This is a genomic window from Limnohabitans sp. WS1 (assembly GCF_003063265.1).
GTDB lineage: Bacteria > Pseudomonadota > Gammaproteobacteria > Burkholderiales > Burkholderiaceae_C > Limnohabitans_A.
In genome coordinates this window covers 229,705-252,199 of sequence record NZ_NERU01000002.1, presented here as the reverse complement: position 1 = coordinate 252,199, position 22,495 = coordinate 229,705, and the positions used below count along the sequence as shown (strand labels likewise).

Annotated in this window: 1 protein-coding gene; it reads left to right on the top strand. The window is 64.2% G+C overall.

Annotated features, from left to right (window positions below; translation table 11 throughout):
- The first annotated feature begins 53 nt into the window (after positions 1-53).
- Complete coding sequence (locus B9Z48_RS04825) at positions 54-22,487, top strand: leukotoxin LktA family filamentous adhesin (RefSeq protein WP_108377332.1); 22,434 nt, start codon at positions 54-56, stop codon at positions 22,485-22,487.
- Positions 22,488-22,495 lie beyond the last annotated feature (8 nt).

Below are 22,495 nucleotides of genomic sequence, written 5' to 3'. Positions count from 1 at the left end.
CTGCCGCATTTCCCTGTTTTTAAAAGCGCCTGTGCGCTTCCCGAAAGTTGACCATGTCCAAGCCCGTTTACACACCGCCAGCCTCTGTCAAGTCGGCCAGCAGCTTGCGCCGCCAAGTGGTTCGGGTGGCGCAGTTGCCGCTGGCAGCGGCGGTGTCGCTGGGCGCAGGGGTGCCTTGGGCGGTGGCGCAAACCACCAACGGCACGGTCATCACCACCCTGAGCGGCTCGGCCGCCACTCAAACGCTGGTCAACAGCCCGCAAGTGGGGCTCAAAACGGTCACCACAACGACCTTGCGCGATGGCAATGCCTTCAACAACTTCTCGCGGTTTCAGGTGGGCAACGGCGACACCGTCCAGCTGGTGGTGCCCACCGGGGCCAACTGGCTGGTCAATGTGGTGCGCGATGGGCGGGTGCAAGTCGATGGTGTGCTGCAAAGCCGCCTGGGCTCGGACGCGGGCGCGGTGGGCGGCAATTTGTTGTTCATCGACCGGCACGGTTTTGGTGTTGGCCCCAATGGCCGCATCGACACGGGCCGACTGACTTTTGCCGCGCCCTCCACCACCTTTGTGGATGCCATGCTGGCCTCTGGCCCGGGCTTGTCGGCCAACCAGGTCACGGGCATTTTGTCGGGGCAGTTTGAGCGTTCGAGCACCGGCTCGGTGCGCATCGACGGCGAAATCAACGCCCGAGATGGCGTGCAGATCATGGCCGGTCAGGGCCAGGACGCCGCGCAAGCGGTGGTGGTCAATGGCCGTGTCATGGTGGGGGGCCGCGCAGCGGGCTCGGCGGTCAACCTGGGCGATTTGCGCAGTTTGAACCCGGTGGTCGAACGCGATGGCGTGATCGACATCACCACCCCGGGCGATGTGCTGCTGAACGGCAAACTCTTGGCCGACGCCTCGCACTGGAATCAGGCCGGAGGGGTGCGTGTGGTGGCCGGTGGCAACATCGATTTGGGGGCACAAGCGCTGGTGTCGGCCACGGCCGCATTGGGCAGTGGGGGCCAGGGCGGGCAAGTGAGCTTGTTTGCCCATGGCAGCGCCAGCAATGCGGCCGGGGCCACTTTGGCCGCGCGCGGTGACGGCACGGGCGCGGGCGGTTTCATCGAGCTGTCGGCGGCCAAACAAATCCACTTGAACAGCGTGACCCTGGACGCGGGCAGCGACCAGGGCCCGGCCGGTCTGGCCTACATTGACCCGGAAGACTTGGTGGTTTCGGGCAGCGTGTACACCAACGGGGCCAACCTGTCGCTGGACGCCACCAAAACCTTGAAGGTGAACTCCGGCGTGACGCTGAACACCCGCAAGGTGACGGCAGCGGCAGGCTCGGCCAGCGGCGTGGCCGCAGCCGCCACCGCCATCGGCAACAACCCCTCAACGCCCTCTTTGGGCCACAGCGGCAACATCACCTTGGACGCCCCGTCGATCACGGTGCAGTCGGGGGCCACGCTGGACGCGTCGGTCATCAACCAAAGCGGCACCACCTACACGGCGGGGGACATCACGCTCACGGCCAGCAAGGCCAGCGAATGGGTCACCTTCATCAGCATGGCAGAGGCCAACGCCAGCATCGATGTGGCGGGCACACTGACCGGGCGCAATGTCACGCTGACGGCCTCGATCGAGTCGGCCGCCTCGTTTGGCGGCACCTCGGGGACCATCCAGCAAGAGCTCGTGAACCTGGCGCTGAGCGAAATGCCGTTTGCAGCCAGCCTGTCCTATGTGCAGGCCAAGGGCAATGCCACCGTCACTTTGCAGCCCACGGCGGTGCTCAGAGCCACCGAAAACATCGCCCTGACGGCCATGGCCGACCGTTCGGTGAGTGTGGAAACCGCCACAGAAGGTTCGGCCAAAGCCAACCTGAGCGCCGGTTTTGCCCGCGTGCTGGGCAACACCACGGTCGACGTCAAAGGCGGGGCCAGCCTGCAGGCCGATGGCGACATCGCTTTGGTGGCCGCCTCCAAAACCACGGTGTCCATGGCCAGTGCGGCAGCGGGTGTGACCGATCCCGACACCGGCGCAGCCAATGTGGCGTCGATTGTGTTTGCAGGTTCCACTTCCGAGGTGAACACCACGGTGAATGTGGCGGCGGGGGCCACCCTGCAAAGCGGCGGCGATGTCTTGCTGCAAGCCTTTCATTCGGGTCAGTACGACACTACCGCCGAGGTGACGGTGTATGGCGGGGGCACGGCCGGGGTGGTGGGGGCGCTGTCGCTGCAAAAGTCCACCACCAGCGTGACCATGGACGGGCAGATCACGGCCGACGGCCACGTCAGCATCATGGCCATGAACGCCTCGGCCAAAAACGCGATTTCGGCCACTTCGGCCAACGCCTCTGAAGAAGAGGAAGAAAGCGCTTTGGCCGGATTGCCCACTTCTTTGGAATACTCCAAGGACGATGCAGGCGCTGCGGCCGAAGCAGGTTTGTTGGCCAGCTTCAAGGCCATGGCGGATGAGGTCTCCGGCGGCGCGGACACGGAATCGGGCGGTGCACCGGCCGAGTCCAAACCCCCTGCCCTGCGCCTGGCCGGGGCCTTGACCTGGTCGGAATCACACCACACCACCCGCGCCACGGTGGGCGCAGGGGCCATCGTCACCGCCGGGGGCAACGCGGTGGTGGACGCCCAAACCCTGGTGGGCCAGCTGCAAAGCGTGGCCACCGCCGAAGCGACCTCGGACACCAAGGATTCGCAGGGCACCAAAGTCAGCCTGGCCGCCGCTTTCAATTACGGCAACCACAACATGACCACCCGCGCCTTGGTGGGCTCGGGGGCCCAAGTCACGGGCAACCATGTGGCCGTGCATGCGGCCACCGACATGCCCGAGTTTTACACCAACGGTTTGCCGCTGGACTGGAGCAGTTTTTCCTCGGCCTATGCCAACATCATGGGCGGCACCGACTTTTTGCTGGACGGCTTCAACACCCGCGTGGGGGCCACGTCTTCGGCCACCAACCTGGCCGCCGCCGGGGCGGTGAACTTGAGCTTCATGAAAAACGACACCCGGGCTTGGGTGGACACGGGGGCCAAGCTGACCACCCACATCACCGGGGGAGCCGCCTGGACGTATGACGTGAAAGAAGTCGGGTTTGATTCGGACTTGGTCGAGATGCTGATCCCCATCAACACCTACAGCCTGGACAAGGACTTGGGTGTGCTGGGCGACTTTGTCAGCACCACACGGGTCGCTCCCACCGGGCCAGCGGTGGACGAGATCAATTTCACCCGCAGCTTCACCGGTTCCACGGTGGTCAAAGCCGCCAACCATGTGCAGAGCCTGCACCACGCCGGTGGCCCTGCCCCGGCCGCAGGCGCATCGGGCACCTCGGTGGGGGGCACTTTCTCGATGGTGTCGCGCGACAACACGGCCATTGCCGGCATTGCCGACCGGGCCGAAATCAACACCTTCCGGCTGGAAACCACAGCCGAAACCGACGACTGGCTGGTCTCGATTTCGCCCACCTCGGGCCAAGGCGCGGGCGTGGCCGTCAATGGCATCGCGTCTTACAACAAGCTCAAGGAAACCACCCGCGCCTCGATCAGCCGCGAAGCCTTTGTGAATGCCACCCAAGTGGTGGTGGAAGCGAACGCCTCGCTGGGGGTGATCGCCATGACCGGCGCTGTCTCGCGCAGCGAGAACTCGGGCGTGGGCATTGGCCTGGCCATCAACAGCATCACCGGCGACACCCGCGCCTATGTGGGTGACAACGACGCCGATTCGGGCGGTGCCGACACCACCGAGGGCACGGTGGGGGCCATCGTGGCGGGGGCCATGCGGGTCGAAGCGCGAACCGACGGAAAAATTGTGGCCATGGGCGTGGCCGGGGCCACAGCGGGCGAAAAACCACCCGCCGCCCCCAAGAGCACCGGAGAAAACCTGGCCGACAAAACCGCCACCGATTCGGCCGACACCCAAGCCCAGCTGGACGGCAGTGATGCCAGCATGGCCCCCGTGGCCGAAGCCAGCGAACCGGCCAAAGGCTCGGGCTCGGACAGTGCCGCCGCCAGCGAGCCGGCCGCCAGCAAGCCGCCGAGTTTTGCCATTGCCGGGGCCGGTGCGATTGTCACCAACACCACCGACCTGGACACCACAGCGCTGGTGGACCGCGCCGTGATCAAGGCCGAAGGCGCTGGCACCCTCGGTTTGACGGTGCGGGCGCTGTCCGATCTGACCCAAGTGAGCGTGGCCGGTGGCGGCGCGCTGGCCATGTCCAAAAACGCATCCACCACCTTCAGCGCCGCCATTGCGGGCGCTGTGGCTTTGCAAAAATCAGACGACGACACCACCGCACGCATTGTGGACAGCAGCGTGACCGACTTGGCCGACACCGCCACCAGCTTGAACGTGCAGGCCATCAAGTCGGGCGAGCGCACGGCTGTGGCCACGGGTATTTCGGCCAACCTGTCCAAAGGCAGCAAGACCAGCGTGTCGGTGGTGGGGGCGGCCTCGGTCACTACCACCAACGATGACACCCTGGCGTCGATTGAAAACTCCACCGTCACGGGCAATGTGGCCAGCCCCACGGCAACGGGTGTGACCGTGGTGGCTTATGACCGCAGCCGCATTGGCGCGGGGGGGGGTGCTTTGTCGGTCAGCACGGGCAAGGGCTCGGCCGGGGTGGGTGCGGCCGTCTCGATCGTCAATGCCAAAGGCAGCACGCAGGCGCAGGTGTCCGGGGGGGCGCTCACGCAGGCCCATGACTTGTCGGTGCTGGCTTTGTCGTCGCAAAAAGTGGTGGGCGTGGGCGCCGTGGCGGGGGTGCAAACCAGCAGCGACGCGACTTCGGCGGGCCAACTCATGGGCTCTTTTGTGACCAACCATGTCAGCACCACCGTGAGTGCGGGCGTCAAAAACAGCGCGGTGGTCAACCTGACGGGTGACTTGATCGTGCAAGGCGGCGGCACGGCCGCCAGCGCCACGGCGACGCTGGACAGCTTGATCGGTGCGGTGCGGGCGTCCGAGGTGATCGACTTCGAGATGAGTTCGGCCAGCAACGGCTACACCAGCGAATTCAAAGACGCGGTGGGCGGCGAGAGTGTGGTGGGCGTGGCGGGCACCCTGAGCGTGACCCTGGGCAGCAATGCGTCCAGCCTGGGACTGTCGTATGTACACAACGACATCCAGACCACGTACGGCGCACAGCTCAATGGCAGCATCACCACCACCGGTGGCGTGAGCGTGTCCGCCATCAGCCGGGCCGACATCGTGGGTGTGTCTGCGGGCGTGGGGGCAACCAAGGGCAAGTTTTCGGGCATGGGCTCGGCCAGCGTGAACCTGATGGGTCAGCGCACCCAGGCGCAAGTGACGGGCGGCACGGTCACGGCCAGCCAGTTGAGCGTGAACTCCGAGACCAATGGCAACACCTTTGGCCTGGCCGGCAACCTGAGTTTTGCCGTGGGCGGGGGCAATGGCAAGGCCGCTGGCGCTGCCGTGGCCTACACACAAAACGGCACGCGCACCTACACCTCGGGCGGCTCGTCCATCAGCACACGCTCGGCAGGCAATGCCGCCACCATCGACGCCACCACTGTCAACGTGGGTTCGGGCACGGTGCAGGTGCAAGCCAGCAACACCAGCGATGTGATGTCGGTGGCCGCCTCGGGCGCAGCGTCCACGGGCAATGTGGGCTTTGCAGGCACCGTGACCGTGAACGAAACGGCCGATGTGACCGAAGCCCGCATTGGCACGTCCACCGTCACCGGGGGCACGGTGCGTGTGCAAGCCGGTGAAGGCAGTGGTGCCAGCAGCGCCCGCATCCGCTCACTGGCCGGTGGCGTCTCGGCGTCCAAGGGCTATTCGGGCGCTTTGGCCTTGGGCTACAACACCATCGAGAGCACACGCTCAGCGCAAATTTTGTCGTCCACCATCAACGCGGGCACGGCGGTGTCGGTGCTGGCCGACTCGGACGCCAGCATCCAGACTTTGTCGGTGACCTTGGCCGGTGGCAAAGACTATGCCGCTGCAGGTTCGTCCAGCACCAACGTGCTCAATGGAACGACCTTGTCCAACGTGGACAACAGCACCCTCAACGGCGCGGCCACCACATTGACGGTGCACGCCTCGCAAGCGGGCAGCATCGAGTCCTTGGCCGGTGCGGTCACGGGCGGGGGCACCGGGGCGATTGGGGGCTCGGTGGCGGTGAACCACATGGGCAAGGGGCCTGAAGACTTCAAGGTCACGGCACGCCTGAAAGACTCGGTGTTGGTGGCGCCGGTGGCGGTGACCGTTGACGCCAAGCTCGACGGCTCGATCCGCTCGGTGGCCGCTTCGGGCAGCGGTGCGGGCACCACGGCCATCAACGGCAGCGTGACGAGCAACGTTATCGAGTCCGATGTGCAGGCCCTGGTGGTGGGTGGCAGCCAAAACAGCAACGGCGGTGCCTTCAAGGTGCTGGCCGACAACGATGCCGACATCGCTTCCCTGGCGGGCACCATCAGCGGGGCCGGCACGGCCGGCGCTGGCGTGGCCGTGTCGACCAACGAAATTGGCGGCAACGTGACCGCCAGCCTGCAAAGCTACACGCTGCGGGCCACCGGGGCCGTTCAGGTCGATGCCACCTCGTCGGGCAACATTGGATCGATTGCGGCCGGTTTGGCCGGCGGCGGCACCAACGCCTTGGCGGGCTCCAACACCACCAACGCCATCACCTCGCAGGTGCTGGCGCAAATGAGCAGCGTGACGCAGTCGGCGGCGTCCTCGTCTTTGCGGGTCAAGGCGCTCGACAGTTCCATCATCAAGTCGTTTGCGGGCACCGTGTCCGGGGGCGGCACGGCTGGAGGCGGCGCAGCCTTTGCGCTCAACTTTTTGGGCCGCACAGCCACCAACGCCGACAGCAGCAAGGGGGTCAAGGCCCAGGTGCTCAACAGCAGCTTGAACTCTGGCGGGGCGGTGCAGGTGCAGGCCCTGTCCTCGGGGCTGATCGAGTCCATGGGCATGGCCGTGGCCGGTGGCGGCAGCGGCGCGGTGTCGGGCTCCAACACCACCAACTTGCTCGAAGACGACATCGTGGCCACTTGGTCGGGCGGCTCGCTCAATGGCACGGCCACGTCGCTCACGGTGCAAGCCGATGACTCGGCCACCGTGCGCACTTTGGCGGGTAATGTGGCGGGCAGCGGCGGGGGCGCGTTTGGTGCGGCCATTGCCGTGAACCAGGTGGGCAGCGCGGTGCAGGCCACGCTGACGGGCATGACACTGAACGCGGCACCTGCGGTGGTGGTCGATGCCGACATGCGTGGCGAGATCAAGTCGGTGGCGGCCTCGGGTGCTGCATCGAGTGGGGCTTCGGTCAACGGCAGCTTCACGACCAACCAGCTCACGGCCAGCGTGAAAGCCCAGGCCACCAGCGTGACGCAAGCCACCAACGGTGGCGCATTCACCGTGAGCGCCGACAACGACAGCGACATCTTTTCTTTGGCGGGCACCATCAGCGGATCAGGCGCTGCGGCCATCGGTGCGGCGGTGGCCGTGAACGAAATGGGCGGCGATGTGACCGCCCGGGTGGCCGACAGCACCTTGCGGGCCACAGGCGCTTTGGGGGTCACGGCCACGTCGTCGGGCACCATCAAATCGGTGGCGGCAGGCATGTCAGGCGGCGGCACGGTGGCCCTGGCGGGCTCCAACACCACCAACGCCATCACCTCGCAGGTGTTGGCGCAAGTCAGTGGCGTGACGCAATCGGCGTCTTCGTCGTCGGTGCGGGTCAAGGCGCTGGACAGCTCGGTCATCCAGTCGTTTGCAGGCACGGTGTCCGGGGGCGGCACGGCCGCAGGTGGCGCGGCGTTTGCGCTCAACTTTTTGGGTCGCACGGCCACCAACGCCGACAGCAGCAAAGGGGTCAAGGCCGAGGTGGTCAACAGCAGCATGAGCTCGGGCGGCGCGGTGCAGGTGCAGGCCTTGTCCACCGCCACCATCCAGTCCATGGGCATGGCGGTGGGTGGCAGCGGCAGCGGCGCGGTGACCGGCTCCAACACCACCAACTTGCTTGAAGACGAGATCACAGCCACTTGGTCAGGGGGCTCGCTGTATGGCACGGCCACCTCGCTCACGGTGCAAGCCGACGACGCCGCCACGGTGCGCACTTTTGCAGGCAATGTGTCGGGCAGCGCCGCAGGTGCGTTTGGCGCGGCCATTGCCGTCAACCAAGTGGGCAGTGCGGTGCAGGCCCATTTGTCGGGCATGACCTTGCACGCGGCAGCGGCCGTGGCGGTGGATGCCGACTTGCGCGGCGAAATCAAATCGGTGGCGGCCTCGGGCGCGGCCGATGGCGTGGCCTCGGTCAATGGCAGCTTCACCACCAACCAACTCACCGCCAGCGTCAAAGCCCAAGCGGTGAGCGTGTTGCAGGTCACCAACGGCGGCGCGTTCAGCGTGACGGCCGACAACGACAGCGATATTTTTTCTCTGGCCGGCACGATCAGCGGCTCGGGCGGGGCGGCCGTGGGCGCGGCGGTGGCGGTCAACGAAATTGGCGGCGATGTGACGGCTCGCGTGGCCAGCAGCACGGTGCGTGCACCCGGTCAGGTCGATGTGCAGGCCACGTCTTCGGGGGCCATCAAATCCGTGGCGGCCGGCATGTCCGGCGGCGGCTCGGTGGCTCTGGCGGGCTCCAACACCACCAACGCCATCACCTCGACGGTGTTGGCGCAACTGGACAGCACCAATTTGGTGGTCAATGCCAGCGCAGTGAATGTGCTGGCCCGTGACACCTCGAGCATTCAGTCGTTTGCGGGCACCGTGGCGGGCGGCGGCGCGGCCGGGGGTGGCGCAGCTTTGGCCTTGAATTATTTGGGCCGCACGGCGGGCAATGCCGACAGCAGCAAAGTGGTCAAAGCCGAGGTGCTCGCCAGCAATGTACGCGTCGCAGGCCCAGCGGTGGTCAGCGCCTATTCGACCTCGTCCATCGAGTCGATTGGCGTCGCCGCAGGAGCCAGTGGCACAGCCGCCATTTCGGGGTCGAACGCCACGAACTTGCTCGAAGACGAGATCACGGCCAACTGGACAGGCACCAACCTGTCCAGCACCAGCTCACTGACGGTGAGCGCACGACAAGCCTCCAACATCGACTCTCTGGCGGGCAACGTATCGGGCAGCCTGGGTGCAGCCGTGGGGGCTGCTGTGGCGGTCAACCGCATTGGCACCGTGACCCGCGCGAATTTGCTGGGTGAACCCATTGCGCGGTTTTATGCAGGTCAGGGCAATTGGACCTTGAGCGGTGACGACCTGGTGGTGTCCACCGAGAGCGACAACGAAATTGACACGATTGCCGTAGGCATGAGCGCCGGTGCGGCCGGTGTGCAAGGCTCGGTGGCGGTCAGTGTCATCAACGCACAAACCCACACCACCGTGGGGGCTGACGCCACCGTCAGCGACCTGTACTTCACCGATTCGGTCGCCATCACAGCCAACAGCCGGGACCGCATTCGCGCCTTGGCTGGCGCTGTGGGTTTTGGGGCCGCCGGGGTCGGTGCAGCGGGCGGGGTACTGACCAACATCATCACCAGCAGCACCACTGCGGGCGTGGTCGGTTTGGACACGCACATCAACGCCATGGCCCAAGGCAGTGGCCTGACGGTGCGCCAGTCGAGCCTGGCCAGCGCCCCCAATTTGATGAACATCAACCAGGTGTCAGACTCGGTGATGAACGGAGCCAGCTTTGGCACCCGAACGGTCAAGGGTCTGGCGGTGCAAGCCACCGCCATTCAGCAAATCGGGGCGGTGACAGCGGTCGCTGGCGGCGGTTTTACGGGTGCTGCAGGTGCGGCCATCAATGTGGACCAGATTGGTGGCACCACACGCGCCTACATTGACAAGGCACGCTTCATTCAAGACACAGCGGGCGCGAATGCCGCCCAAAGCCTGGATGTGATGGCGGCCAACCATGCCATGGTGGCCAGCTCGGCCTCGGCCCTGGCCATTGGGGGCGTGGGGGTTTCGGGTTCCTTGGGCACCGAAATTGTGGAGCGCGCCACTCGGGCCGAGATCATCGGTGGCGCACGGGTGTTTGCCAAAGGCGCTGCGGATGTCAAAGCCGTGTCCACCAATTCCGTGGCGCAAATCTCGGTCGGGGCCGCAGGCGGCGCTTCTGCGGGTTTGGCCGGCAGCGGCGATGTGGTGCTGCTCAAGGGCACCACCGAGGCCTTGATCGACAACAGCACCTTGTCGGCCGACACCGTGTCGGTGGTGGCCGATGGCACCAACAGTGCCAATTTGGTGGCCGGCTCCATTGCAGGGGGTGGCGCTTTGGGCGCGGGCCTGAGCTTCACGGTCAATGTGTCGGGCTCGACCGTACGGGCCAAAGTCAACAACACCACCCTCAAGGCCGATGGGGCCGTGGTGATTGACGCCGACAACCGCACCGAATCGTTTGCCGTCAGCGCAGCCGCTGCCGTGGGCGGCTTGGCGGGTGTGGCCGTGGGCGCTGCAGTGACGGTGATGGAGGGTGCCACCGAGGCGGGACTGACCGGCACGTCCACGCTGGGCCGGCGCACCTTGGCTACGGGCTTGGTGGCCTCGTCCAACAATGCGCCAGTGGCGATCACCCTGGCGTCGGACTATGACCAGGTAGGCACGGGCAACCAGACCCAGCTGCGCTTTAGCCTGAACGACTTGAATGGTCGGGTCAATCCGGCTTCGGCCGTGGTCACGGTGTCCGATGGCGAACTCACGGTGACCGCCGTGCGCCAGTCCGACGGCACCTACACCGCCAACGTGGCCAGCCTAGCCGACGGCCCCTTGATGGCCAAGGTGGTGCTGACGGAGAGCGGCACCAGCAAGGCGTCGAGCACGACCTTGTTCAAATCGACCGGCATCAACAGCTCGGAAACCGCCCCGGTGTTGGGCGCTTTGCCGGTGGCAGCCACACGCATTGCCACTTTGTCCAGTTTTGACCAGGTGGATGCCCGCAACGACAGCGCGGTGCGTTTTGTGCTCAAGGGCGACAGCGGGATTCAGCCCACCGGCACAGCCGTGGTCACGGTGGGTGATGGCACACGTTCGGTCACGGCCACACGCAACGCCGACGGCAGTTACACCGCCGATGTGCGCACGCTGGGCGATGGCGTGTTGACGGCGGTGGTGACCACTGGGGTGGGCGAGACCTCGCGGGTGACCCTGAACAAGGCCTCGGGTGCAGGCTCTTTGTCGGTCACGGCCAATGAGACGGTGACGCTGAACCACAATGCCGGGCAAATTGGCGTGGGTGGCGTGGCGGGCATTGGCTCGTCGGCCAACGTGGTGGTGGGCAAGAGCACGGTGGTGGCCAAAGTGGACGCCTCCAGCGTGCGGGTCTCGGGTGCGCTCAATGTCAAGGCCGAGCGCGAGGCCAACATCGACATGATCACGGCCACCGCAGGCGGTGGCGGTTTTGTGGGTGTCAGTGGTGCGGTGGGCGTGTTGGTGTTTGGCAGTGCGCCCGACAGCAATGCCAACAGCGAATTGACCGGCAGCTCCAGTACCCTGGGACAAATTGGCTCGGTCACCCAAGCCAACCGTTCACAAGGCTCGGGCTCGGCCCTGACCACGGCCGAAAGCGATTCGGCCAACAACAGCGGTCGCTACGACACCCAAGGGGCGTATGCAGGGGCCTCGGGCAGCCACCGCACCTCGGCCACCGTGGCCGCGACCACAGTCACGGCCGGCTCACTGACGGTGGCCAGTCTGGACCGCACCTCGGTGGACAACAACGCCGGGGCCGTGGCCTTGGGCGGAGCGGCCGGCATCAGTGCAGGCGTGGCGATCACCCTGCTGGGCGGGGCCAACCATGCGGGGGTGTCGGTGGGCAATATGGCCGTGGCCGGCAACATCGACATTCAGTCGGGCAACCGCACGCCCAGCGAGGGCGTTCCGGCCGTTGAGAGCCGGGCGATTTCGGGCGCGGGCGGTTTTGTGGGCGTGGGCGCCGCGGTGTCGGTGGCGTCCAACACCACGGCCAGCACGGCCAGTTTGGCCGGCACGTCAAGTGCCGGGGGCTCGGTGAATGTGCAGGCGCTGGACCAGGCCTCGATGCGCAGCGAGGCCGTCGGTGCCACTGCCGGTGTGGTGTCAGTCGGGGTGGTCACAGCCACTGCCACGCAGTCGGGCAGCGTGGCGACCACGGTGAGCGGTCAACACAGCGGCACGGGCTGGACGGCGCAAGCCGAACGCAGTGCGACAGCCGCCGCCCAAGCCACGGGGGGCTCGGCCGGTGTGTATGCAGGTTCGGGCGCAGGCGCGACCGCCAGCGACAGTGGCTCGGTCACTTTGACACTGGCCAGCAACACGGTGCTCGACGCGGGCACGGGCGATTTGTCGCTCTTGGCCTTGTCGACGCCCAGCGCAGACGCCTACGCTTTGGGCGTTTCGGTCGGGCGCGGCGTGGGCATGGGGGTGTCGGTGGCGCTGTCCGAGGTGGACACCAACGTGCAGGTGCTGGCCAATGGACCGCTGTCTTTGAGCGGCAAGAACATGCTGGTCAATGCGGTGCTGGGCCACGGCGACTCGAGCGTGACGGCCAAGGCTGTGGCCGGTGGCGGGGGCTTGCTCTTGGGCGCACAAGGCGCCGGGGCCACGGCCAGCAACCAAGGTACAGCCGCCGTGACCTTCAGCAACGGGGCCACTTTGGCAGCCACGGGCGATGTGGCCATCATGGCCAACGACGCCATGCGCATGAACTCGGAGTCCACCGGGGTGGGTGTAGGGTTTGTGGGGGCCGGTGTGGCCGTGGCCATGACCGAGAGCAATTCAACCGTCTCGTCCAATGCCAGTGGCTTGGCCGGGCGCGTTCAAGGCACCTTGACGGTGAGCGCACGGGGCGACGAGTTGATCGATGCCGATGCGGTGGCGGGCAGCGGCGGTGTGGTGGCCGGGGCGGGGGCTGATGCCCGCATCAACCATGTTCAAAACGTCAGTGCCACTTTGTCCAGCAGCGGCTCAGGCCTGCTGGTGGATGGCCTCACGGCCGTGACGGCAGAGCGCAAGGTGCGCTTTGACACCCAGGCCTCGACCATCAATGCCTCGGCATTTGGGGGTTCGGGTGCGGTGACCGTGGCGTCTCTGACGGGTTCGGCCACAGCCAAATTGGGCAACAACGCCAAACTGACGGGGGCCCAGTTGCAAATTTTGGCCACCAACGATGTGGAGCGCACGGACCTCACGGCCATCAACGTACAAGGCGGCGGTGGCGGTGTGATTGCCGGTGCGGGTGCCGATGCCAAAACCATCCTGAATGGCAACGCGGTGGCCGAAATCGGGGACGATGTGGTGTTGAACCTGGGCGACAGCGGCAATGGCTTGCTGGAAGTGCGGGCCTACAACCAGTTCCGGGGCTCGTCTTTGGGACGCCTGGACATTGGCGGGGCATTGCCGATTGCTTTGGTGGACACCGAAATCAACTCGATCGCCAACGCCACGGCCAAATTGGGTGCACGCGACAACATTCAGGTGGCCGGTGATGTGCATGTGAACGCCTTGTCCTATGTGGACATTGAGGCCAACACCATCACCAAAACCTATGGCGCAGCGGCCGCAGCGCAAGGCGATGCGCTGGCTTTGGCCAACGTGACCAACCTGGTCAGCGTGGGCACGGGCACCCAAATTGTGGGTGAAAACTCGGTGTCGCTTTTGGCCGGTCAAGACAAGGATTTTTGGCGCAACAAAAACTTTGTCACGGCGCGGGCCGATTTGTTCAACCACTCGGCGATTCCGGTGTCGGTCAACCCCGACGTGCAAGCCACGCTGAACCTGACCAACAACCTGACGCTCGACAGCCAATCGGTTCGCTCGGGTGGCTTGATCCAATTGGGGGGCATCAGCGGCACTTACATCGTGGAGGGCAAGGGCAAGGTCAGCGACTGGACCCGCGAAGTGGGCGAGTTGATGGGTTTGAGCAGCGAGTACGGCAGCTCCAACAAAACCTTGACGGCCAATGTGGCCTTGAAAGGCCTGATTGAGGCGGGCTATGGCAACAAACAAAAACTGGTGATCAACGCCAATGGTTCGGTGGCGTCCAGCGAGGGCAATATCCGCTACAGCATTGGCACCGAAGACTTGGCCGCCACAGGAGCCGCCTACCTGGAAACGCTGTACAACCAGTTGAAAAACTACGGTGACATTCCCGAGGTGAGGGCCTTCGTGGAAGCCGAAATGGCGTTTTATTTGCAAACTCTGCTGCGCGAAGGTTTTGCCACCATCGAGACCGACCCCGATACCGGGGCCACGCAGATCGTGCCGCAAGAAAACGTGCCGGGCACCTTTTTGACCCTGAAAAATATCCGGGCTGGCAGCGGCAACGTGGAGCTGTTTGGCAACAACGTGACCGGCACCGCCACAGTGGTGGCCAGAGCCGACTCTGAAATTTTGATCGACAACAAGAGCCCAATGAACATCCGGGCCAAGGACCTGATCATCGACAGCAGCGGTGGTTTTGCCAAATACAACGGCACTTACCTCAAGAGCAATGCCGACATTGCCAGCTTCAACCGCGATGTGAAGACGGGCATCAACATCACCGTGGACAGCATCGACACCCGAGGCGGTGGCCCGGCCGAGGCCTTGCCCACCATCAAGATCCTCAACAGCTATGTGTCCACGGGTGTGGTCTCGGCCAACCCGGTCATCGCCACCGCCCCGGATGGCAGCAGCGCCGATTTGCGGCAAGACCAGATGCGTTCGCCCGAAATCCGGGTCAACGGCTTGGCCTACAACAAACTCGGCTCGATCTTGCTGGACAACACTTCGGGCAGCATTTCGGTGATCGCTGAGGATGCGCTGTACACGCCGCGTCTGGATGGCCTGGAAATCACCGTCAATTCGGGCAAGAACTTTGTGCTGTCTTCGCCCACCGTGAGCCAGTCGATTGGGGGCTCACCCGAAAACCTGTATGCGGTGGCCTACAACGATGACCAGCAAAACAAGCTCAACAACATGGGCGTGGTGCGCTGCGGCACGGCCCGCGCCGGCAGCCCTGCCAGCACCAGCTTCTCATCCAATTGTTTGCGCAATGGCACGGGCGGCATTTACGCCAGTGGTGGCATTTTCTTGGGGGCCCGCTACCTCAACATCAATGGCACGATCCAGTCGGGCCAGTCCGACTACGCCGTCACACTGACCGACGCATCAGTGGGTTCAAGGATCAACAGCTGGAAAACAGAATGGCCGAGAAACCGGTCGCGCTCACCGCTGTTGCAAATCAGCGGCCGCCTGAGCACCGACAGCGAGTTGGATGTCACCAAACGCTTTGAAAACGGCACCATCACCCAAACCCAACGCGACAATGAATTGGCCGCCATTGCTGCACGACGCAAAGAACCCATCATCCACTACAACGCGTCCACAGACCGATTGCAAGTGGCCGAAACCAACATCACCGGCGGCTTGGTGGAGATGGTGGGCTCCATCATCAACACCGGTGGTGGTGTGGTCCGGGCGCTCGATGGTTTTGCCCGTTTCAACATCGACAACCAAACGTCTTATGGCCTGGATTTGCTGGGACTGGACACCGGCGGCGATGCGGGCGTGGTGCGCATCACCGACTTGAACCGCCCGGTCTACACGGGCAGCACCCTCACGGGCTACGAGGTCACCACCTACGAACGCAATGTGGCCGGTGTGTTCAAGTCGACCACCACGGCCGGTCGGGGGGCCACGGCCGCCGTTTTGCGTTCGAGCAACTCCACCCTGGCCAGTCCAAACCCCGCGCGTCCGGAACTCTTGGCCACCTTCAATTACAACCCGGTCACCAACAGCACCTATGTCTGGTCTGCGGGCTACGAATACAACCAGGAAAAACGCTACTGGTACCAGAAGTCGTCCATGTTGTGGGGGGCGATCAACCTGAAGGCGATCAACTGGAACAGTGTCGAGACCATCGTCAAAACAGCCTCGGCCATGGCCGAGGGCATTTATGTGACCACGGCCAGTCCGCCCTCTGGCAATTTCTGGATGGGCACGCAAACGATCACCACCGACGCAGAAAAAGAAATTTACAAGCGGCAGTGGAAGAAGTGCGGCTTCATGTGCTTCAAGAAAACCTTCTACGTGGATTACCGCACCGAGGTGGGCAGCAAGGATGTGTTCACCCAAAGGGTGCGTGCCGACCACCCGATTGCCATCGAAATGGTGGGCTACACGAGTGGTTTGATTCAAGTGGCCAGCAAAAAAGACATCCGTTTTTCGGGTGACCTGGTCAACGACGTGGGCTTGGTCTCTTTGACCAGTTCACTGGGCTCGATCGTGCAGCAGAGCGGCGGCACCTCGGTCACGGGCGACGATCTGCGCTTTTACGCCGCCACCGGCATCGGCAGCCAAGGCAGCCCGATCAACGTGATCACCGGCACCGGCTCGTTCACAGCCACCTCCACCAAGGGCAACATCGCCTTTCAGAGCTTGGGCGGTGCCTTGCGCATCAACCAAGTCTCGACCACGGGCAAGATTTGGTTGTTCGGCGACGAGGACATTGTGGGCGTGGACCCCAGCAAGGTGCATGTGTCGGGCAGCAGCATCGAAATTTCGGCGCCGCGCGGGGGCATTGGCAGTTTCAACGCCGATGGCTCGGTCAAGTCCACCCTCAACATCCAGACCGAAAACTCGGCGGGTGGTGGCATCACGGCCACGGCAGCACGCGGCATTGCACTCAAGCAAGCCACGGGCAACCTGTGGGTCAACCAGGTGGCCTCCAGTGGGGGCGATGTGTACATCGAAGCGGGTGGCGACTTGATCGACAACAACCGCAACGAGACCCGCGATGTGCGCACCGAAGAAGAGCTGTTGGCCTTGTGGAAGTCGGCGTCCTTGCAAGGCGCGGATGCCGAGGTCAGCCGCCAGCAAACCCTGCGCAGCGCCCGCAATTCCTTCCGACGTTACTGGGGCTTGCGCAATGCGGTGGTCACCTCGGTCAATCCGAGCACCGGTGCGGTGGTCAGTTACACCGCCGACAGCTACAACCCGGCCACCTATGCCTTCACCTACACCACCGCCGAAAAGCAGCAGCTGAGCCAAAACGGCCTGAGCGCGGCCCAGATCACGGCGCTGGAATCGGCACGCACGCAAGAGCTCAAAGATTTGCATGCGCTGTACGGCACCACCGCTTACCAGACCTCGGACACGCTGATCATTGACCAGATCAATGCGGCCAACGTGGCGGCAGGACGACCTGCGGTGGACGCCATGTCCACCTGGAGCACCGCCGAGTTGAGCAGTCCTCTGCCCAAGGCGATTTTCTCCAAGTCCTCCACCGACACCCAAACGCGCATCGAAGCACCCAACGTGATCGGCAACCGCGTGGTTTTGCGACCCGGTGGAAAAATCGGCCGAGACGATGGCGCGGTCACCATCAATTTGCTCAAGGCCGGTGGCCTGACCACCGAAGACCAGCTGACCATCATGTCGGCCGAGTCGGACGACATGGTGCTGAACAAATCGACCTGGATGCTGACGGTGGTCAAAAAGGACACTTTCGATGTGTTGTCCAACAAGCTGAACCTCACCTCCAACGGTTTTGTGTACCTGGGCTCCGAGTCCACCGATGCTTACCCCAACGGGGGTGATGCCAATCTGGAAAAAGTGGTCGGCAACGGCGAAATCCGCATCAAAGTCAGTGGCTCGGTGCTCAATGCTTCGGGCTCCACCGATTCGGTCATTCAGGGCCACAAGGCCATTTTGGAAGCGGCCACAGGCAGCATCGGCACCAGCCTCAAGCCGGTGACCATGACACTGACTGGCGGGGGCACCCCCAGCAATGCCACCTTGGTGGCACGCGCCCAAGACGGCATCTGGATCACACAGACCGGTGACATGCGGATTGCCGATGTGTATTCACCCGGCTTTGTGGGGCTGACGGCGCAAAACGCCATCATCGATGCGCGTGGCACTGAACGCACACGCTCTTTGGAGGCCGGTGAGGCATCGCTGACCGCACTCAATGGATCGGTGGGCACCTTGGCCAACCCCTTGGTGGTCAAGGCCAGCGCGTCCGGGGGCGTCAATGCCTCGACACCCACGGGCTTTTCGGTGTATTTGCAAGGCGCGGAAACAGGCCTGAGCGTCAAAAACATCAACTCGGGCCTGGACATTGACCTGTATTCGCCGACGGGCAACCTGCAAGCGCGGGGCAACATCAAGGCCATTGGCCGCTTGTCGGTAGAGACCGAGGGCACCGGCGACATCGTCATGGAAAGTGGCTCGATGTTCCAAGCCGTGTCGGGTGATATTTTTGTCGGGGCCGACGATGTGGGCCTGGGTCGGCTGGATGCCGCACGAGCCGTGGTGGTCAACGCCCGGGGGGCGATGACCAACAACAACACCGACACCAGCTTGATCAATGCCACAGGCCGCAGTGTGACGCTGCAAGCGGTGGGCTCGATTGGCACCAGCACCAAGGCCGTGGATGTGTTGCCCAAGGAAGTGACCCGTTTGATCGCCACGTCGAGCACTGGCGATGCCTACCTGAGCGCCAATTCGGGCATCTTGCGCGTGTCGCAAGTGGTGGCCAGTGGCATGGCTTCCTTGAGTTCGGCCTATTCCATCTTTGACGAACGCGGCACCAACGCACAGTCGGTGCAGGGGACGAACATTGCATTGTCTGCCGGGGGTGATCTGGGTCAGTCCAATTTGCCGATGACCTTGAAGACGGCGGCCAACGGCGTGGTCACCCAGGCCAGCGCTTATGGCTCGGTGTACGTGACTTCGCCTTGGGGCGTGTTGACGGTGCAAAACGGTCAGGCCACCACAGGGCAAATCTCCCTCAATGGCAGCGCCTATGGCCTGAACTTGACGGGCACCCTGAGCGCTGCACAAGGCTTGACCCTGAATGCCGGTGCTTATGGTTTGAACCTGGCCTCTACCGCCGACTTGAGCAACCAGGCGGGCAGTGTGGTCATGAAAGGGTCCACCATTGCGATGGCCGACGGGGCCAAGGTCCATGGCGGTCTGGGCACCCTGGTGCTGACGGCCACCGGCGACATCAGCTTGACGGGCCTGAGCTCGGACAATGCCACACGCAGCGCGATTTTGGTCTCCACCACCGCAGGCGCTGTGCGCGATGCGGGTGATGCCAACGCTTATGACCTGAAAGTCACGGCTGCAGGCGGTGGGGTGTCGGTCAGTGCGCTGGGCGATGTGGGCAACGCCGCTTTGGCCTCCTCGGCGGCAGGCCGCTTGCTGGACACCGATGCGTCGGTGCTGCAAATCACGAGCAAAACAGGTGCAGTGACCTTGGCGCAAAACAAGGCCACCACCGATGTCGCCATCACCTCGGCCAAAAACATCGAACTGCTGTCACAAGGCAGTGTGGTGGGCAGCAAGCTGTCGGCTTTGGGCGGCGGCTTGCTGGTGCGCAGCGCTGCAGGCGGTGTGCAACTGAGCAGCGGCACCAGCACGCAAAACCTGGAAGTGACGGCCGCTGGCCTGATCAGCCTGGGGGCCATCACGGTGCCGGGCGACATTTTGATCACCAGCACCACCTCGGGCGGCGTGACGGCGCAGGCCCTGACCGCAGGTCTGGGCATCATCGTGTCTGCGGGCACGGCAGGCAACCTGAGCTTGGGAGCGCTGAAGGCCCAGTCGGGCACCGTGGTCTTGGCAGCTGCAGGCGGCACCCTCTCGGCCACCAGCGCCAGCGCCACTGGCAACATCACCCTGGATGCCACGGGCAACACCAGCGTGGGAACCCTGAGCAGCAGCACCGGCGCGGTGGACGTGGAAGTGACGGCGGGCACCTTGACGACGGGCGCTGTGTCGGGCTCCTCAGCCGTGGCGGTCAAGTCCTCGGGCAACCTGAGCACGGGCGCTCTGACCAGCACCAACGCAGCGATCAACGCGCAGTCAACTGCTGGCTCGGTGGCCTTGGCTTCGGCCAGAGCCAACACAGGTTTGGTGGTCAACGCCAAAAATGACCTGACCATCACGACGTACAGTGTGAGCGCCGGCACGGCAGCCTTGACGGCGGGCACCACCTTCACCGGCACCAGCGGAACAGCCACTGGCCACATCACGCTGGACGCCGTGGGCAACACCAGTGTGGGCGCGGTGAGCAGCAGTGCGGGCACGGTGGACCTGGAAGTGACGTCGGGCACCTTGACGACGGGTGCTGTGTCGGGCCTGACCGGCTTGGTGCTCAAGTCTTCGGGCAACTTGGCCACTGGTGCCTTGACCAGCGCCAACGCGGGCATCAACGCCCAGTCGACAGCGGGCTCGGTGGCCTTGGCCTCGGCCAAAGCCGCATCAAGCCTGGTGGCCAAAGCCGCAAGCACTTTGGCAGTGACCACCTACGCTGTGAGTGGCGGCACTGCAGCCTTGACGGCGGGCACCACCTTCACCGGCACCAGCGGCACAGCCACAGGCAACATCACATTGGACGCCGTGGGCAACACCAGTGTGGGCGCGGTGACCAGCAGTGCGGGCACAGTGGACCTGGAAGTGACGGCGGGCACCTTGACGACGGGTGCTGTGTCGGGCCTGACCGGCTTGGTGCTCAAGTCTTCGGGTAACTTGGCCACAGGCGCCTTGACCAGCGCCAACGCGGGCATCAACGCCCAGTCGACAGCGGGCTCAGTGGCCTTGGCCTCGGCCAAAGCCGCATCAGGCCTGGTGGCCAACGCCAAAACCACCTTGGCGGTCACCACCTACGCTGTCAGTGCAGGCACTGCAAGCTTGACAGCAGGCACCACCTACACCGGCACCAGCGGCACAGCCAGCGGCAACATCACCTTGGACGCTGTGGGCAACACCAGTGTGGGCGCGGTGACCAGCAGTGGTGGCACCGTTGACTTGGAAGTGACCGCAGGCACCTTGACCACCGGTGCGGTGTCGGGAGGCTTGGGCGTGACCCTGAAGTCTTCAGGCAACCTGGGCACAGGCGCATTGACCAGTTTGAGCGGAGGCCTCAACGCCTTGTCAAGCACCGGTTCGGTGGTGATCACCTCGGCCAAGGCAGCCACCAGCTTGGTGGCCAACGCCAAAAATGACCTGAATGTCACGACTTACGCCGTCAGTGGAGGCACTGCTGTTTTGACCGCAGGCACAACGTTCACCGGTACCAGCGGCACAGCCACGGGCCACATCACCTTGGACACCGTGGGCAATGCCAGCGTGGGCGCTGTCAGCAGCAGCCAGGGCACCGTGGATCTGGAAACGACCGCCGGTACCCTGACCACCGGAGCGGTCTCAGGTGTGGCGGGCGTCGTGCTCAAATCCTCGGGCAATCTGAGCACAGGGGCACTGACCAGCACCAACGCAGGCATCAATGCCCAATCGACTGCGGGCTCGGTGGCTTTGGCTTCGGCCAAAGCGGGCACCAGTTTGGTGGCCAATGCCAACGCCGCATTGAACCTGACCACTTACACCGTGAGCGGAGGAACAGCAACCTTGACGGCAGGCACCACCTTCACCGGCACCAGCGGCACGGCCAGCGGCAACATCACCCTCGATGCGGTGGGCATCACCAGTGTGGGCACGGTGACCAGCAGCGCAGGCTCGATCGATCTGGATGTCACAGCGGGCACCCTGACCACGGCTGCAGTCACGGGCTTGACCGGTGTGGTGCTCAAGTCTTCGGGCAACCTGAGCACGGGTGCGCTGACCAGCGCGAACGGGGGCATCCATGCCTTGTCCACCATGGGTTCCGTGGCCTTGGCCTCGGCCAAAGCGGGCAGCAGCCTGGTGGCCAATGCCAAAACCAGTTTGGCCCTGACGACTTACACCGTGAGCGCGGGCTCAGCCACCTTGACCGCAGGCAGCACCTTCACCGGCACCAGCGGCACCGCCAGTGGCAACATCACCCTGGATGCCGTGGGCATCAGCAGTGTGGGCGCAGTGACCAGCAGTGCGGGCACGGTGGACCTGGAGGTCACAGGTGCAGCACTGACCACTGGCGCTGTGTCAGGGGGGGCGGCGGTTTTGCTCAAGTCATCGGGCAACTTGGGCACAGGGGCTTTGACCAGCTTGAACGGCAGCGTCAACACCGAGTCCTTGACAGGTTCGGTGGCGGTGACAGCCGCCAGCGCCAAGACCGGTTTGGTGGCCAAATCGGGCACCACCCTGAACATGACGTCCTTTGCGGTCAGCGCGGGCGCAGCCCAGGTGACGGCGGGCACCGATTTCACGGTCGGCACGGGCACGGCTTATGGCCCGATCACCCTGAACATGACGGGCATCGGCTCGCTGGGCACCTTGACCTCGACCACAGGCGCGATCAGTGCCACCAGCAGCTTGAAAGGCTTGAGCTTCACGACCTTGAAGGCGGGAACAGGCATCACGCTGCGGGCAGCGGCCAATATGGGATTGGGCCTGAACCCGGCCTTTGCCATCATCGGCACCAACTTGGACGCAGGCACAGGGGCGGTAGATGCACAAGCGACCACAGGAAATGTGCAAATTGGCAAACTGATGGCTGCCAGCGCCAGCACGGTCAAGGCACTCAGCGGCAATTTGAAAATCACCACCGTGACCTTGCCAGCCACCATAGGCCTGACGGCCTCTGCAACGGGCACGCGATCTTTGCCCATCGGCTTTTAACAAGACCT

Coding starts and splice junctions, on each gene's coding strand:
- B9Z48_RS04825 (WP_108377332.1), top strand. CDS start 54: ATGTCCAAGCCCGTTTACACACCGCCAGCCTCTGTCAAGTCGGCCAGC.